This is a genomic window from Rhodocytophaga aerolata, assembly GCF_030503435.1.
Lineage (GTDB): Bacteria > Bacteroidota > Bacteroidia > Cytophagales > 172606-1 > Rhodocytophaga > Rhodocytophaga aerolata.
The window spans coordinates 654,628-671,531 of the sequence record NZ_JAUKPO010000001.1 but is presented as its reverse complement, the minus strand read 5'-3'; the positions used below and the strand labels follow the sequence as shown (position 1 = coordinate 671,531).

15 protein-coding genes are annotated in these 16,904 nt (G+C 39.7%); 9 read left to right on the top strand and 6 right to left on the bottom strand.

All coding sequences use genetic code 11. The features are described from left to right. Positions 1–46 precede the first annotated feature (46 nt). A complete protein-coding gene (locus Q0590_RS02655; protein ID WP_302035924.1) occupies positions 47–982 on the top strand; it encodes a GumC domain-containing protein in 936 nt (311 codons plus the stop codon). Positions 983–1,350: 368 nt separating this feature from the next. Then, on the top strand, positions 1,351–2,121 hold the full coding sequence (locus Q0590_RS02650) for a glycosyltransferase family 2 protein (protein ID WP_302035923.1): 771 nt from the start codon (positions 1,351–1,353) through the stop codon (positions 2,119–2,121). Between the two features lie 54 nt (positions 2,122–2,175). Here Q0590_RS02650 and Q0590_RS02645 read toward each other — a convergent pair whose 3' ends face one another. Both Q0590_RS02645 and recF read right to left on the bottom strand, forming a co-directional pair. Beyond that, a complete protein-coding gene (locus tag Q0590_RS02645) occupies positions 2,176–2,496 on the bottom strand; it encodes a DciA family protein (RefSeq protein ID WP_302035922.1) in 321 nt (106 codons plus the stop codon). Positions 2,497–2,544: 48 nt separating this feature from the next. Next, positions 2,545–3,636 carry a DNA replication/repair protein RecF gene (recF, locus tag Q0590_RS02640; RefSeq protein ID WP_302035921.1) on the bottom strand — a complete coding sequence of 364 codons (1,092 nt, stop codon included), beginning with the start codon at positions 3,634–3,636 and terminating at the stop codon, positions 2,545–2,547. Positions 3,637–3,783: 147 nt separating this feature from the next. Between recF and pdhA the strand changes: the two genes are divergently transcribed. The 5 genes from pdhA (at position 3,784) to Q0590_RS02615 (ending at position 9,320) form a co-directional block, all read left to right on the top strand. After that, positions 3,784–4,833, top strand: coding sequence for a pyruvate dehydrogenase (acetyl-transferring) E1 component subunit alpha (gene pdhA / locus Q0590_RS02635; protein ID WP_302035920.1), 1,050 nt, complete (start codon positions 3,784–3,786; stop codon positions 4,831–4,833). A 111-nt stretch (positions 4,834–4,944) separates the two neighbouring features. Next, complete coding sequence (locus Q0590_RS02630) at positions 4,945–6,915, top strand: alginate lyase family protein (RefSeq protein ID WP_302035919.1); 1,971 nt, start codon at positions 4,945–4,947, stop codon at positions 6,913–6,915. Positions 6,916–7,055: 140 nt separating this feature from the next. Continuing rightward, positions 7,056–7,277: a hypothetical protein gene (locus Q0590_RS02625; protein ID WP_302035918.1), complete on the top strand. Its 222-nt coding sequence runs from the start codon at positions 7,056–7,058 to the stop codon at positions 7,275–7,277. 47 nt (positions 7,278–7,324) lie between these two features. Then, positions 7,325–9,004 (top strand): M1 family metallopeptidase, encoded by a 1,680-nt coding sequence (locus Q0590_RS02620; protein ID WP_302035917.1) that lies wholly within the window; start codon positions 7,325–7,327, stop codon positions 9,002–9,004. A gap of 73 nt (positions 9,005–9,077) precedes the next feature. After that, positions 9,078–9,320 carry a type B 50S ribosomal protein L31 gene (locus Q0590_RS02615; protein WP_302035916.1) on the top strand — a complete coding sequence of 81 codons (243 nt, stop codon included), beginning with the start codon at positions 9,078–9,080 and terminating at the stop codon, positions 9,318–9,320. A gap of 48 nt (positions 9,321–9,368) precedes the next feature. Here the strand turns inward: Q0590_RS02615 and Q0590_RS02610 are convergent, their stop codons facing one another. From Q0590_RS02610 to Q0590_RS02600, 3 genes are all read right to left on the bottom strand, one after another. Next, a complete protein-coding gene (locus Q0590_RS02610; RefSeq protein WP_302035915.1) occupies positions 9,369–10,121 on the bottom strand; it encodes a spheroidene monooxygenase in 753 nt (250 codons plus the stop codon). A 162-nt stretch (positions 10,122–10,283) separates the two neighbouring features. Next, positions 10,284–11,228: an L-lactate dehydrogenase gene (locus Q0590_RS02605; protein WP_302035914.1), complete on the bottom strand. Its 945-nt coding sequence runs from the start codon at positions 11,226–11,228 to the stop codon at positions 10,284–10,286. An 80-nt stretch (positions 11,229–11,308) separates the two neighbouring features. Further along, entirely contained in the window at positions 11,309–11,692 is a 384-nt protein-coding gene (locus Q0590_RS02600; protein WP_302035913.1) for a DUF4174 domain-containing protein, read from the bottom strand. A gap of 158 nt (positions 11,693–11,850) precedes the next feature. On the opposite strand from Q0590_RS02600, the gene mfd reads away from it, so the two are divergent. Continuing rightward, complete coding sequence (gene mfd, locus Q0590_RS02595) at positions 11,851–15,204, top strand: transcription-repair coupling factor (RefSeq protein WP_302035912.1); 3,354 nt, start codon at positions 11,851–11,853, stop codon at positions 15,202–15,204. Between the two features lie 154 nt (positions 15,205–15,358). Beyond that, a complete protein-coding gene (locus Q0590_RS02590; protein ID WP_302035911.1) occupies positions 15,359–16,060 on the top strand; it encodes a TVP38/TMEM64 family protein in 702 nt (233 codons plus the stop codon). A 4-nt stretch (positions 16,061–16,064) separates the two neighbouring features. Here Q0590_RS02590 and Q0590_RS02585 read toward each other — a convergent pair whose 3' ends face one another. After that, positions 16,065–16,895 (bottom strand): alpha/beta fold hydrolase, encoded by an 831-nt coding sequence (locus Q0590_RS02585; protein ID WP_302035910.1) that lies wholly within the window; start codon positions 16,893–16,895, stop codon positions 16,065–16,067. Positions 16,896–16,904: the final 9 nt, after the last annotated feature.

Genomic DNA, 16,904 nt, shown 5'->3' with positions numbered 1-16,904 from the left:
CTTGTATATTGATTATCAAATGTATTAAACCTATCTAGTACACATCTTGCATATTATTAATGTATATACCACATCTTCCATAGTAAAAATTAATATATTTGAGGTCTTATTTAAAAAATACTATTATTCTATGCTCGATTTGAATGAAACGAAAACAGAGACAGAAGACCAGATAGATTTGCGACTAGTAATCCGGATAGTAATTTCCTATTTTAAACGATACAGAAAACTTATATATGGCCTAAGCGCTTTAGGTTTAGTTTTAGGAATAGTACTTTGGTATACTACTAAACCAACCTATAAAACCTCATTGATAGCTAAAACTGATTATACTTATTTATTAAATTCCGAGGTAATTACAATAATAGAATCGTTACAAAAACTTCGGGCAAAGAATGAATTTGAACAATTATCAGAAAGATTGAATATTAGCGAAGAGAAGGTGAAAATGCTAAAAAAAATAAATGCCCTCCCTGTAAGCATAGAAACAGCTCCTAACTATACCCAAACAAGCTTTAATATAAGTGTAGAAGTTTCCAGTAATCAGATATTAGATTCTCTACAGTTAGGTATTATCAACCTTTTAGAAAATACAAACTATGTAAAAGTACGCCAGGAAAGCAAATTAATAAGGCTTCAATCCTTAAGAGTAAGATTGCAAAAAGAACTTAACGATTTGGATAGTGTAAAGAGTTTGGTAAATGAGGTAATCAAAAATGGCCGTTCGCCTACTGTATTTAGTGATCCGGGAAATATTAACACTCGAATCATAGATTTATATGAGAAAATGCTCATTACAGAAGAATCTATTAAGTTCGTTAAGCCAGTGCAAGTAATAGAAGGCTTTAAAAAGTTCAAACTGCCTGATAGCCCTCGTTTGTCTATCCATGTACTGGGAGGCCTTATTATTGGATTTATTACGTCTATACTTATTATTTTAATTATATTTATTAGGAAAGAAGTTCATTTTTTTCAAGAATAGCTTTTTAGGTGTATTTATAAGCATACATATTGTGCTGCCTTTCTGTATCTATTGCCATTTTAATAGCTTCACTTTATAGTAGAAAATAACACAACATTTAATACACTTAGTAATATGTTAAGTTTTACTAATGTTAAGTATATATTAGCTTCAATAAATAATTTATGTTTGGAAAATTTCCTGAAAATATTTTCAACAAATATGTTTTAGTAGCAGGTATTTGTAGATAAAATTTCTATACATGTTTAAATATTAAACATGATAGGTATAAAGTTTAATATAAAATAATTAATACATTTATCACTATTCAACTATTATAATTAGGAGATCAAGCAAGCTTAGTTTATTAAGCTAATTATATTAAATGCATGGACTTAAGTATTGTTATCCCGGCTTATAATGAAGAAGGTTCAATTGAACAAACCATTAGTCAGCTCTACGGGGTGCTTTGCCAACATAACATCCCCCATGAAATACTGGTTGTCAATGATAATTCTAAAGACAATACGGAAGTGGTGTTGAAACAAATCCAGCTACGAGTTCCTACATTAGTTTATTATACCAATACCGGCCCTAATGGCTTTGGCTATGCCGTACGTTATGGTTTAGAAAGGTTCAATGGAGAATGTGTAGCCTTAATGATGGCTGACCTTTCAGATTCTCCAGAAGATCTAGTTAAGTTTTATAAGAAATTACAAGAAGGGTATGATTGTGTATTTGGAAGCCGCTTCTCTAAAGGAGGTAAAGTATTAGACTACCCCAAATTAAAACTATTCATTAACCGCTTAGCTAACCAGATTGTAAAGGTATGTTTTAATATACGATACAACGATACTACGAATGCTTTCAAATTATATAGAAGGGAAGTTATTGAAGGATTACAGCCTTTATTATCCCCTCATTTTAATCTTACATTAGAATTACCTTTAAAAGCTATTATCCGTGGGTATTCTTATGCAATAGTTCCTAATAGTTGGACTAACCGGAAAACTGGTAAGTCAAATCTAAAAATTAAAGAAATGGGGAGCCGCTATTTTTTTATTATGCTCTATTGCTTAATTGAGAAGTACTTCTCCCGTGGAGATTTTCATAGGCAGAAAGCAGTATTAGTAAGCAGACAACAGCTAATAAAAGAGTAACCCATAACTTGTATATTCGAGACTGTAAACTACATCTGTTCAAGTATATTCCTTCTACAAAAAAATCACCTCTTCTAAAATTTCCTCCTGCACATCTTTGTTCAGTATTTCCAGAATCTTTGACTTAGACATAGCCAGCTCACTTTTCAGCGGGGCAGAGTTTAACTGTACATAAAGTTTTTTATTCTTGACAAATATTTTACTAGTACGGTTAGCAATAGCCGGACCCATAATACGGCTCCAGGCGGCTACAATATGTGTTTCGTTGTATTTATTTTTTAGTTTGTAGGCGTTTAGCAGTTCGCCTATGGCTTCTTTAAGAGAGGAGGTTTCAGCTTTACGGAATGTTTGTTCGTTCTTTTTCTGGCGATACATAGGTTTGGGGTAAATCAATTTATCTAATGCTTCAGTGTATAAGTTAGGTTATTTAAAATCTTCCGTTTGAAAGATACACGTTTCGGAAGGAATATGCTCGAAAATTTTTCTGGTCCGCTCCGGCCTGGCATCTGTAACAAATAACTGGCCAAAGGTACCCTTTGCCATCATCTCCAGGAGTTTGTTAATTCTTAATTCATCTAATTTATCAAAAATATCATCCAGTAGCAGAATAGGCTTGCAATTTTTATTTTGTTGAATGCTATCAAACTGGGCTAACTTTAAAGCTATCACAAATGACTTCTGTTGCCCCTGCGAACCGAACTTACGCAGCTCAAACCGGTTGATTTCGAAGATAAAATCATCTTTATGAATGCCTTTAGTGGTCCGCTGAGCTTGTAGGTCCCGCTTGGTAGCAAAGTAGAATTCGTATTCAAAATCTTCTTCAAATAATTCTGATTCATACACCAGGTCTACCTCTTCACGACTGTCTGTGAGTTGTTGGTAGTGTTTCTGAAACATAGGAACATAAGTTTTAATAAAGTCCTTCCGCTTTTCGTGCAGTACTTTACCAATAGCTAGCAATTGCACGCTATATGTTTCCAGGAGCTCTTTATCGAAGTAATTTCTCTCAAAAAACTGCTTTAATAAGCCATTGCGCTGCTTCAGAATCAGGTTGTATTGCAGTAAATTGGCTAAATAGCTGGCATCTATTTGTGAAATCATTCCATCAAAAAACTTTCTGCGCAAGTCACTGCCGTCCCGTATCAGATCTGTATCATCCGGGGCAATCATTACAACCGGAAAACGGCCAATATGTTCACTTAACCGGTCGTAGGCTTTTTTGTCGGACATAACTACTTTACGGCCTCCGGCTTTAAGGCTACAGGTAATCTGATAATGTTTGCCTTCTACATTAAACTTACCGTCTATTAAAAAAAAATCGGATTCATGCTTAATACTCTGGCTATCTAATATACTGAAGGCACTTTTAGTAAGAGAAAGATAATGAATAGCATCCAGCAGGGTAGTTTTGCCGCTTCCATTATGCCCCACAATACAGTTAATAGCCGGACAGAAGCTTAGCGAAAGTTCTTCATAATTCTTAAAATTAAGCAGATTGATTTTTTCAAGATACATTTATGAAAGTTTACAGTTTAGCCTTATTATTGTTCATTCAAATAGTTTAATTTCTTTGTTGAATGATTTTTCTCTAATTTCGCATTCATTCCAAAGTAACTAAACACGTTTAACGGCGTTTTATCAATATCAATCATACGAATAATTATGGCGAGTGTCAAAGAAAAATCTCCGGCAAAATCAACGTCCGCAAAAAAAGCACCTTCGGGCCCAAAATATCCCAAAGAGACCTATATGTATTGGTACGAATCTATGCAATTAATGCGGAAATTTGAGGAAAGGGCCGGTATGTTGTATGGGCAGCAAAAGATCAGAGGGTTTTGTCATTTATATATTGGCCAGGAAGCTTGTGCGGCCGGTGCCAAAACGGCACTTACCAAAGACGATAAATGGATTACAGCTTACCGCGACCATGGAATACCTTTGGCCTTAGGTACCAGTGCCAATGCCATAATGGCTGAGTTGTTTGCCAAACAAACCGGCTGTTCCAAAGGCAAAGGAGGGTCTATGCACATTTTCGATAAAGAGGTAAACTTTATAGGCGGCCATGGGATTGTTGGCGCACAAGTGCCCTTAGGTGCCGGAATTGCATTCGCTGAAAAATATAATAAGACGCAAAACCTGTGTATTTGCTATATGGGTGATGGAGCTGTACGGCAAGGTGCTTTCCATGAAGCACTCAACCTGGCTATGTTATGGAAGCTTCCGGTGATTTTTGCAATAGAAAATAATGGCTATGCTATGGGTACTTCTGTTAAGCGTACATCCAATGTAACAGAACTATATACCTTGGGCGAGGCGTATGACATGCCTTCCGAACCGGTAGATGCCATGAATGTGGAGGCTGTTCATGAGGCGGTTGCCAGGGCAGCTGAAAGAGCCCGGGCTGGCGAAGGTCCTACGTTGTTAGAGTTACGAACCTATCGCTACAAAGGCCACTCCATGTCTGATCCTATGAAATACCGTACGAAAGAGGAACTGGAATCCTACAAAATGAGAGACCCTATAGAGCAGGTTCGGAAAACTATTCTAGATAATGCCATTGCCACTGAAGCAGAACTGACAGAGATAGATAAGAAAATAAAAGAAGTGGTAGATGAATCTGTTCGTTTTGCAGAAGAATCCCCTTATCCGCCTGCAGAAGAAGCATTCAAGGATGTGTACGTCCAACAAGATTACCCTTTTATTATGGAGTAATTTTTTTGCAATATATATTACATTCAATAGGGATAGTCGGTAGATTATCCCTATTGTCTTTTTGTTACTATTGATTATTTTTATTTGCATATCCATTAAAATTTACAGCTTTTGAATCCAGTCAAACAAACTTCGCATTTAATACAGAACATGGGCTGGCGTGGATTTATTTTCCGCGCTACATATGAGTTCAGACGGAAATCCGGCTTGCTTAAATCAGGGTATCCTACCAAAGTGAAAGTAGAGAAGTTTACTGATCTGGCAGGGTGGAAGCGGACTGGCGGCAAATTCTTTTTCCCTTCTAAAGAGGATATTAAAAAATTTGATGTGCTTACCGACGAAGCCAGAATTCAGCTGAAAAAGGAGTTTACGGATATTGAGCAAGGAAAAATCAGGTTCTTTAACGGCCTGGTGATGGATTTGGGCAGAGATTACGATTGGCTAACCAATCCGGAAACGGGTTACAAATACGATATAAATAAGCATTGGACCAAAATAAAAGACTTTGATCCGGCCAGTGGTGATATCAAGTACGTGTGGGAAAAATCACGGTTCTCTTATTTGTACACCATTATCCGCTACGATTTTCATTATGGCATTGATCAATCTGCTTTTGTGCTCAATGAAATTACCAGCTGGATTGACAAGAACCCGTTGAACTTCGGGCCGAACTATATGTCCAGCCAGGAGATCGCGCTGAGGTTGCTGAACTGGACCTTTGCATTATATTATTATAAAAACTCTCCGCAACTTACAGAGGAAACTTTCCAGAAAATAATCCATTCGCTATACTGGCAGGCAAAGCATATTGAAAAGAATATCGATTTTTCCAGAATTGCTGTCCGGAATAACCACGCTATTTCCGAATGTGCCGCCATTTACCTGATCGGATGGCTGTATCCGTTTTTCCCCGAAAGTACCCAATGGCAGGAGAACGGAAAAGAATGGCTGGAAGAAGAAGGGTTATATCAGGTGTATACCGACGGTTCGTTTCTGCAATTTTCTATGAACTATCACCGGATAGTAGTGCAGTTATTTACCTGGATTTTCTACCTGGGCAAAAAGAATGGTGATATTTTTTCAATTGAGCTGAATAAGCGGCTGAAAACTTCCGTAGAGTTTTTATACCAGCATCAGGATGTATCAACCGGGCATATGCCTAATTATGGAGCCAATGATGGGTCTTTGTTTTTCCCGCTTAATTCTTGCGAATACCGCGACTTCCGTCCGCAATTGAATGCGTTCTATAATTATTTTTACCAGAAAACATTGTACGGGGCTGGGATATGGAATGAAGATTTGATGTGGTACGGATATGTACCTACCTATACTAACCATGTTCAAGCAGAACAGAAAAGCAAGGCATATAAAGTAGGGGGCTTCTTTGTGTTACGGGATGCACAAAAATTTGCTTTTATCCGTTGTGGCAGCCACAAAGATCGCCCTTCTCAGGCGGATAACCTGCATGTAGATATTTGGCTGAATGGCAAAAACATTATTCGCGATGCCGGAACCTATAAATACAATGCATCTCCGGAGGATACTAAATTCTTTATGGGCACTGCCTCGCACAACACGATACAGCTAAACGACTATGACCAGATGTTAAAAGGTGGCCGGTTCATCTGGTACCATTGGAGCCAGGCCCTGGATGTAGATATTTTTGAGCAAGCCGATGCTAACACCTTTCAGGGTAAAGCGCAGGTATATGGACATGTTCACCCCGAGATTATTCATTTCCGCAAGGTAAAGCAATATAAGAACGAGATTAAATGGAAAATTGAAGACATTATACAGTTCCCTGCCGAGGCTAAACTCCCTCAGTTTACCAAAAAACAGATATGGAACATTTCGCCTGACTTTTTTGACCTAGGGTTTACTATTACTACACGGGACCAGTTTGGAAAAGAAGTAGAACCTATTATACAGGATGCTTTTTACTCTACAACTTATGGGGTAAAAGAGCCTTCTAAGCAGATTATATTCGAAAGTTCCAGTGATTTCTTACAGACCGTTATTGAACAAAAAGCCACGGCTACTGCCGAACAAAAAGGTATGGTTGCCGCTGCCGCCGCAGGGTAGACGTTTCGTACATTAGTTTATTTTTATCAAAAGGAGGAAATGATTCATTTCCTCCTTTTTGTTTATATAAATTTTATTGTTGGTGGAGACCTTACAGGTACATTCCTCGTTATTAAGAATATTATTGAAAAATATAGATTATGCGAACAATTCCGCTGCAAATGATAGATGATGGAGGAAAATTCCGGTTTCCGGGAAAGCAGGTTATTTTTACCAAAGCAAATAATATGGCTACCATCAACATTGAAGCCCGTAAGGCAGATGGCTCTTGCTACATTGAAAACCGTCCGGCGTGCATGTGCAAAACACCACAAGGTAAAATTTTTAATCAGGATTGGTTTAGTCTGGTAGAAGAGATTTAAGCATCTTTGTTTACTATCAGCCGCCTATAGAACCTTTCCACACTTGCATGAAAAAGCTTATTCTGAGTATTTTCCTATCCTTTTTCTTTACTCACCTATTTGCACAGCATACCCCAACCCAGATATACACCAGATACGATAGTTTGCGGGGAACACTTTCACCCATGCGGTCCTGCTACGATGTCTATTATTATGACCTTAATTTACGCGTGAATCCGGCTGAGCAATATATAAAAGGTTATAACACAATCCGCTACCGCACTACTGAAGAGTTTACTAAGATACAGGTTGATTTGTCCAGCAATATGAAAATTAACCGCATTGTGCAGCACAACCAGGAGCTGCCCTTTGAACGGGACAGTAATGCCGTATTTATTAGCTTTCCACAGCTGCAGCCTAAAGGTATTCTGGATTCTATTACCATTCATTACGAAGGCAAACCACTTGTAGCAGCCAATCCGCCTTGGGATGGTGGTTTTACGTGGGAAAAAGATGAAACTGGCAAGGATTGGATTGGTGTATCTTGTGAAGGTATTGGTGCCAGTTTGTGGTGGCCCAATAAAGATCATTTGTCCGAAGAGCCAGATAGTATGCGCATCAGCTGCGAAGTACCGTCTGATTTGATGTGTGTAGCCAACGGTAATTTGCAGAATACTACCAAACTAAATGATGGATTTACCAGATACGATTGGTTAGTGAGTTACCCTATTAATAATTACAATGTTTCGCTGAATATTGCTGATTATGTACACTTTTCAGATACTTATACAGCCAAAGACGGAGAAAAATTAGCTCTGGATTATTATGTATTACGCTATAACCTGGAAGATGCCAAAAGCCATTTTACCCAGGTAAAGCCTATGCTTGAATGTTATGAGAAGTTATTCGGCAAATATCCTTTCTGGAAAGATGGCTATGCCTTAGTGGAAACGCCTTATTTAGGCATGGAACACCAGAGTGCCATTGCTTATGGAAACAATTACCTGCCAGGATATATGGGCATGGATTTATCAGGTACTGGCATTGGTTTGACATTTGACTACTTAATTATTCACGAATCCGGACATGAATACTGGGGAAATAGTGTAAGTGCCCAGGACCATGCCGATATGTGGATTCATGAGTCTTTTTGTACGTATACCGAAGGCTTGTATATTGAATGTATGCAGAATAAAGAGAGTGCTGCTCAATACATTGTAGGGCTCAGGCAGAGTATAGAAAATAAAGAACCTATTATAGCCCCACTTCATGTAAATGCCAGTGGCTCCGGAGATATGTATATGAAAGGGGCAAATGTGCTGCATACCTTGCGGAATGCCATCAATAATGACAAACTTTGGTTTGAGCTGATTTATGGAATTGCACAGGAATTTAAGATGAAGAATACCAACACGGAAGAAATTGTGCAATACATCAATCAGAAAACCGGCAAAAACTACACTTCCTTTTTCGATCAATACCTGCGGCATGCAACTATTCCTACGCTACAATATGCCATAAAAGGAAAAGGTAAAAAAGCTGTGGTGCAATACCGCTGGCTGGTAGATGTGGCAGCATTCACTATGCCAGTGAAAGTAAGCTTTGGAAAAGGGGCTGAAAAGATGATATATCCGACTACTCAGTGGCAAACACTTTCAGCGAATGGCATTGTGGGAAGTTTTACAGTAGATACCGATTCGTTCTATATTCACACCCAAAAAATAGATGCTGAAAAAATTAAGCCGTAGGTATTTTAATTAGAAGATAAATACTTATATTTGCAATCCTTTTTGGATAGCATACGAAATACAATTATAAATCATGAAAAAAGATATTCACCCAAAATACCACGATGTAGTTTTCTGGGATCAGTCTAGCGATTTTAAGTTTATGACCCGTTCTACGATGACTTCTGCTGATACTATTCAGTGGGAAGACGGCAAAACATATCCAGTAATTAAAATAGAAGTAAGCTCTGCTTCTCATCCTTTTTATACTGGCAAAAATGTATTGTTGGATACTGCAGGACGTGTGGAGAAATTCAACAGACGATATAAAAAATAACGATTTTATATATACACTTTCTAAGCTGCTTCCTAGGAGGCAGCTTTTTTATTGACTTTTATGTTGCAATAAAGGCAGGTAGGGCGCCAGTGGATCTTCTCCATTCCAGCTACCTTCTGTATAAAAGGGCGTAAATCTGGCAAACAATTCTTCTTTGTACCAGCCCAGCTCACGGGTTTTCTGGATTACTTCTGTATGAAAAGGATTTTTGTAGGCAAAGTCCATCATATCTTTTTTACTCCGCCACAAACTGAACGTCGCTTGCTGTACAATCGGTAATTCCCCAATACCTTTAGTAAAAATCAGCCCATCGTGCGTGTGCACCGCTGCTCCTGCTTTAGGCACATATTGCCAGAATCTCCACACATGTTTAGTATGCAAGGTGGCTCTGGTAATAACAGCCAGTAACTCATTTTGGACAACAAAATTTTTATTAATTTGAAAAGGTGCTGCGCCTGACCACTTCCCATGCGCATGTACCGGATGCATATAAATAGTCCATTGTTCATCTGTATTTTTTGTGAACCTATCAAATGCGGCTGATTCATGAAAGAAATTTCTGGCAACTTGAATATTACTCCATACACAAAGTAAACCATAGGTAGAAAAGTCAGGTTTCAGGCTGAAACCGTCGCCGCTGCCAAGCAATTTAAAGAACTGCAAGCCAGGCGACATACCAACCGGCCCCTTAGCCAATTGCATTTGTTGCATGCCCCATATCTTCTTTAAACCTTTGTACTTGAAAAAACTGATGGTAACTACCTGTCTTTCTGTAAGGGAAGTATCAGGAAATAAAGTCATAAATGGCTCTGATTTATAAGAAAGTCTTTTTTAATTGATGCAAGCCATCGTATGTACGCATGCTGCTTTTCAAGAATGGGTAGAAGTTGTAAACCAAAAATTTTCGCCGTAGAGCTTGTTACTAAAGAGCAACAATACGCATAAGCTTTGCTAGCCTCTCTTTTATCGATATCCTAATTTCTGAATGTTAGCCTGTAGAATTTCTGAAGATTTTTTCAAAGCCTTCCTCTCCTCGTCGTTTAACGGATAGTTTTCCAGTACTTTTACGCCCGCGTTAGATAATAAGGCCGGCACACCGGTAGCCAGATTAGTCAATCCGTATTCGCCATTTAGTACGCAGCTTAGTGCATACACCTTTTGTTTATCGTTAATAATGGCTTCCACTATGTCTGCTACGGTAGAGCCAATGCCATAATATGTGGCTTTTTTCTCCTCCACAATTTTATAGCCAGCCTCCCGCACTTCTTTGGTTATATTGGCAATGTATTTTTGCTTAAACGTCGTATAGTTTTGAATAGGAATGCCTTCTACCGTAGCCGCACTAATGGCTGGAAACGACGAATCGCCATGTTCCCCCAGAATAAAAGCCACAATATTGGCCGGGTTTACTTGCATCCGTTCAGATAACATATACCGTAACCGGGCCGTATCCAGGGCCGTGCCGGTACCAAATACCCGGCTGCTGGGCAGGCCAGATTCTTTACAGGCTACATAGGTGAGCACATCTACCGGATTGGTTACCATTAAAATGTATACGCCTACCCCATTGGCCATTACTTTCTTGAGTACTTCTTTAATAATTTTTACATTATTCTCTGCAGCCGCATGTCTGTCTTCACCTGATTTCTGCGATGCACCACTGGTGATTACAATGATGTCGTTTTCCCTGATTTCCGAATAGTCGCCAGTACGTATCTGGATGCCGGAAGTAAACGCCGAGGCATGATTCATATCTACCACATGCCCATGCGCCAGTTCGTGGTGTACATCTATCAGTACAATTTCGCGGGCTACTTCCCGGGTAAGTAAGGTATAGGCGGCAGTAGAGCCCACCATGCCAGCTCCAATCACAAATACTTGCTGGTGCGGGATAGGATTAATTTTCATGTCTTGGTTCTTTGGTTTACTAGCACATACGCACAAAAAGCAAAAACAGCAGGCTACCTGGTAAAATAATTTCTGCCAGGTTATTTATTCCTTGTTTCCTGCTTGCGCATGGGCATGGCATCTATCGTGCTAAAGAGCTGATCGGTATCCATAGGTGTTTGAGAGCGAAGTTTTTCTCCGCCATCTTTGCCAAGTAAAATGGAGTAAAACCCACTTTGCCGGATATTGAATGTGTTTGCCAGGTAATCTTTATCGCTTGCTGAAATCGTGTTTAGAGGAAGATAGATCACTTCCATATCCCGGTCTTGTGTGCCGGAAGCTTGTTTGTTCAGCATCTCTTGCTGCTTACGTAACTGTTCATCGGTAGATGAGGGAGCCACCACCAGCAATACTCTTTTTTTCCAGGTGTATCGAGTAAGCTTTTCTTTTAATGAACCATCGGACTGGGCTTGTGAAGAGTGCATAGTCAATAAAATTGCTAAAGAGGTGAAAACAATAAAAGTCAAAATACGGTATGTGGTATACTGATGTAGCCGAAACATATTCTTCTTGGTTAGGTAATACATTGGTAACTATTCAAGCATATATTTTGTTATTTTTGTCGGATTAAAGAGGATTACCTTTGAAAATAAATGACTTTATAAAGCTGTATCAGGACGACAGCTTTCTGAAAACTATTGCCGGAAAAACAACCAGTCTTGCTAATGGGCAGCCGGCTCAGGTGCAGGTAAAAGGCCTTATCGGTAGCCTGGATGCCGTATTAGGAGCGGTATTATATCATAACCAGCCAAAACCCCACTTATATATTCTGCATGATAGGGAAGAAGCCGCCTATTTTCAGAACGATCTGCAAAATCTGATGGGAGATAAGGAAGTGTTGTTTTTTCCTACTTCGTATAAGCGGGCGTATCAGTTTGAAGAAACAGAAAATGCCAATGTGTTGCGCAGGGCAGAGGTATTAAACCTGATGAATCAGAGCAATAAGCACGAATTAATTATTACCTATCCGGAAGCCTTAACGGAGAAAGTAATCAATAAGCGGTCGTTGCGGGAAAATACGTTTACTGCCAAAATAGGAGATAAGCTGGATACCGGATTTGTGAGTGAGTTTCTGGTGGGATACGATTTCGATAAAACTGATTTTGTGTACGAGCCGGGGCAGTTCTCCATCCGTGGAGGTATTATAGATGTGTACTCGTATGCACACGATTTACCTTACCGCATAGAGTTATTTGGCGATGAAATAGAAAGCATCCGGACCTTTGATCCCAATACGCAATTATCGGTAGAATCGGTAACCGAAGTTTCCTTAATACCAGATGTGCAAACCAAGCTGTTGCAAGAAACCCGTGAATCGTTTCTGGATTTTTTGCCCGATGATACACTCATTTTTGTAAAAGATGTTGAGCATACCTTAGAATCTATTCAGAAGTATTATGAAAAAGCCGAGCAGAGTTTTCAACTGATTTTGCAGGAAAGTGGGAATACCAAAGTTGTCGCGAAGCCAGAAGAACTTTTTGAAACCAGACGCAGCTTCCTAAATCAGCTGAAAAGCAAAGATGTAGTGGAGTTCGGAAAGCGGTTTTATTTCAAAACAGAGAATAAATTCACGTATCAGGCAAGTCCGCAACCTTCTTTCAATAAAGATTTTAAACTGCTCATCGAAAACCTGCACGACAATCAGTCGCACAACATTACCAATATAATTGCAGCAGATTCACCTAAGCAGATGGAACGGCTGCGGACTATTTTTGATGAACTAGATCCATTCGTTAAGTTTCAGCCGCTGAATATATCTTTCCGCGAAGGGTTTATAGATAAACAGTTGCAGCTGGCTTGCTACACAGATCACCAGATATTTGAACGCTTTCATAAATACCGCACCAAAGAGAAGTTTTCTAAATCTAAAGCACTTACATTAAAGGAACTTCGCTCGTTGCAGCCTGGCGATTATGTAACCCATGTAGATTATGGTATTGGCCGCTTTGCCGGATTAGAGAAAGTAGAAGTAAATGGACGCGAACAAGAAACCATTCGCCTGGTGTACCGGGATGATGATTTGTTATATGTAAGCATTCATGCGCTGCATAAAATAGCTAAATATACCGGCAAAGAGGGAGCTCCTCCAGTGATGAGTAAACTGGGCTCACAAGACTGGGAGAATAAGAAAGCCAGGGCTAAGAAACAGGTAAAAGATATAGCCAAGGAATTAATAGAATTATATGCCAAACGCCGGGCAGCTCCGGGATATGCCTTTAGCCGGGATAATTTTATGCAAGCAGAGCTGGAATCTTCTTTTATTTATGAAGATACGCCAGATCAGGCCAAGGCTACTACCGATGTAAAAGCAGATATGGAGCAATCGCATCCAATGGATAGATTAGTGTGCGGGGATGTAGGTTTTGGAAAAACTGAAGTGGCAATCCGGGCTGCTTTTAAAGCAGTGTGTGACAATAAACAAGTGGCTGTATTGGTGCCAACTACCGTACTAGCCATTCAACATTACAAGACATTTAAGGAAAGGCTGGAAAAATTTCCGGTAAAAGTAGAATACATTAACCGGTTTAAAACACCACAGCAGGTAAAAGAAACACTAAAACGGGTAGAAAGTGGGGAAACCAGTATTCTGATTGGCACCCACCGGATTGTAAGCAAGGATATTAAGTTCAAAGACCTGGGGCTGATGATTATTGATGAGGAGCAGAAGTTTGGTGTAAAAACCAAAGAGAAGCTGAAGGAAATGCGCCTGAATGTTGATGCCTTAACCCTTACGGCTACGCCTATTCCCCGTACTTTACATTTCTCGCTGATGGGGGCCCGCGATTTATCTATTATTGCTACACCGCCACCTAACCGCCAGCCTGTAACTACGGAATTGCATATATTTAACGAGGTATTAATCCGGGATGCAATAAGTTTTGAATTGCGCAGAGGGGGGCAAGTATTCTTTGTGCATAACCGGGTAGGGGATATTGAAGAAATTGGCAGCATTATTCTGCGCCTGGTGCCAGATGCCAAAATTGGTGTAGCCCACGGCCAGATGGATGGCGACCGGCTGGAAAAAACGATGCTGAAGTTTATAGACGGTGAGTTTGATATTCTGGTTTCTACCAACATTATTGAATCGGGTCTGGATATTCCCAATGCCAATACCATTATTATCAACCAGGCGCATATGTTTGGGTTGTCGGACTTACATCAGATGCGGGGCCGGGTAGGACGGTCTAACCGGAAGGCATTCTGTTATCTGCTGACGCCGGCCATTTCTGCTATGACAACAGATGCCCGTAAAAGACTCAGTACCTTGGAGGAGTTCTCAGAACTGGGCGATGGCTTTAAAGTAGCCATGCGTGACCTAGATATCCGGGGTGCCGGAAATTTACTGGGTGCCGAGCAAAGCGGGTTTATCTCTGACCTTGGTTTTGAAATGTACCACGACATATTAGATAAAGCTGTACAAGAGCTAAAAGAATCAGAATTTAGGGATCTGTTTGTAAAGGAACTACCTTCTGTAAAAGAACTAGTAACTGATTGTGTCATAGAGACAGACTTACAGCTGCTAATCCCAGAAAAGTATGTGTCCAGTATTTCTGAAAGGCTAAGTTTGTATGCACAGCTGGATAACATTAAAGATGAAGAAGGACTAAAGAAGTTCCAGGCCACTATTACCGACCGTTTTGGCCCTATGCCTGAGGAAGTAAAAGACTTAGTAGAAACTGTGCAACTGCGTTGGGTGGCTGAGAAAATAGGCCTGGAGAAACTGATCATTAAAAACGACACATTGAAAGGATATTTTATGTCTCCGGATAATGAAGCCTATTATAAGTCGGACAAATTTGGGCGGGTGTTGCAATACTTGCAAAAGAACCCTAAAAAGGCAAGATTAAAGGAAGTAAAAAGCAAATTGATTGTCATTTTTGAAAATATCAAAACCATTCAGCAGGCGAAACAGGAATTGTCAGCGATAGATGTTTAAAATATTCCGTATTAAATCACCTGATATTCCCCCTTTTCATCTATTCTTCCGTATCTACCATCAAGCATTAAAACTACTATTAGAAGGCTAGCAGGTTAATAAGCCTGAAAGACTTCTGATAGTAGACTATGAACCATTGATTATTACCTAAGGAATGCCTTTACCAAAATTTATAGAAGAGAATAAGAAGTCGTTGCTCTATACTTCCCTAATGGGTGTAATGGCCATTATTGTGAGTTCTGTTGTCACTTTTTATGCAGCCAGGTATGAAGCAGAAATACAAAATTTTGAGTGGTATCACTGGTTTCTGTTTTACGTTGCTACCAGCTTTACAATGGCTTTTGCCATGACGCCTACAACTTTTATTGCCCTGCTTAGTGGCTACTTTCTAGGATGGAGTTCTTTGCCGGGTGTTTGCATCTCATACTTATTGGCTTCCTATATAGGTTATCAGGCAGCATCCTTTATAGATAATGGGAAGTTTATGCAAACCATCAGTGAGAAGAAGGGAGTAAAAGAATGGATAGATCGCCTGAAATCGAACCAATGGAGTATTATTGTATTAGCCCGCTTATCGCCTATTCTGCCTTTTGCCATTATGAATGTGGTTTTGTCTATTGTAAAAACAGACCTCAAAAAGTTTATTATTTGCAGCTTTGTAGGCATGTTTCCGCGTACAGTTATGACCATTTGGGTAGGAACACAAGCCAGTGCTTTCCGGAATCTGATGGAAGAGAACCACGAGAATCAGTATATGCGACTTGCCATGATTGTGCTGATTGTAATTTCGTTTGCTGGGCTATTTTACTATGGCATAAAAGCATTCCGGAAAACAGTGGAGCAGCGGACATATTAAAAACTCACTTTTCTGCTTTTTCAGGAATTCCATACTTGGCATAATACGCAGCTACTTCTTCCAGTAATTGATTATGCCCGGTTTCCAGCAGGATTAGCCGGTGTTTGGGAAGTTTACTCAACAATACCTCCATATTCTTTTTTGTGATAATGCGATCATATATTCCCAGAAACATAGTTACCGGTATTTGATAAGCAGTAAGCAGCGAGGCAATATGTGTCATGTTAAACGTTAACTCCCGGAACACCATCCAGGAATAATATACCCGCAGCCGCTTCTGACGCGTATTCATCTGATGCTGGGCGAAACGGACAACGCCTTTGTCCACCAAATGCAATTTTCTAAAGGTGTGAGCTAATGTTTGAAAATAGGTAGGAGAGATGGCAACCTTACGAAAATGGTTTTTCGTCCAGCCGGGATAAGTGGCTAAGTTATACCAGAAACTGGTTTTTACACCATCCGGAGCAATTAATATAAGTTCATCTATTTGCTGGGGGAATTGCTCGAGAAGGGCCAATACCCATTTGCCACCCATACTAAAACCCATAACAGAGAAGCGGTCTATTTGCTTCTCTTGTAAGAATGTTTGCATCAGCTTACCAAGAAATTCTTTAGTGAGCGGATGGTCTTTTAGGTGCCAGATACTTTTGCCATGAAAAAACAGATCAAATGCATAAACAGTATAATGCCCTGATAGTTGTTCAGCCATATGCCGGTAATGCAAATTACTTTGGCCATATCCATGAAATGCAAGCAGTATTTTATTGCCTGTGCCTATACAACTGTAGTGCAGGTGTGCCCCTCTGTAAGAAAACGTGTGTTCCAGCCTGTGCATGTAGATGTA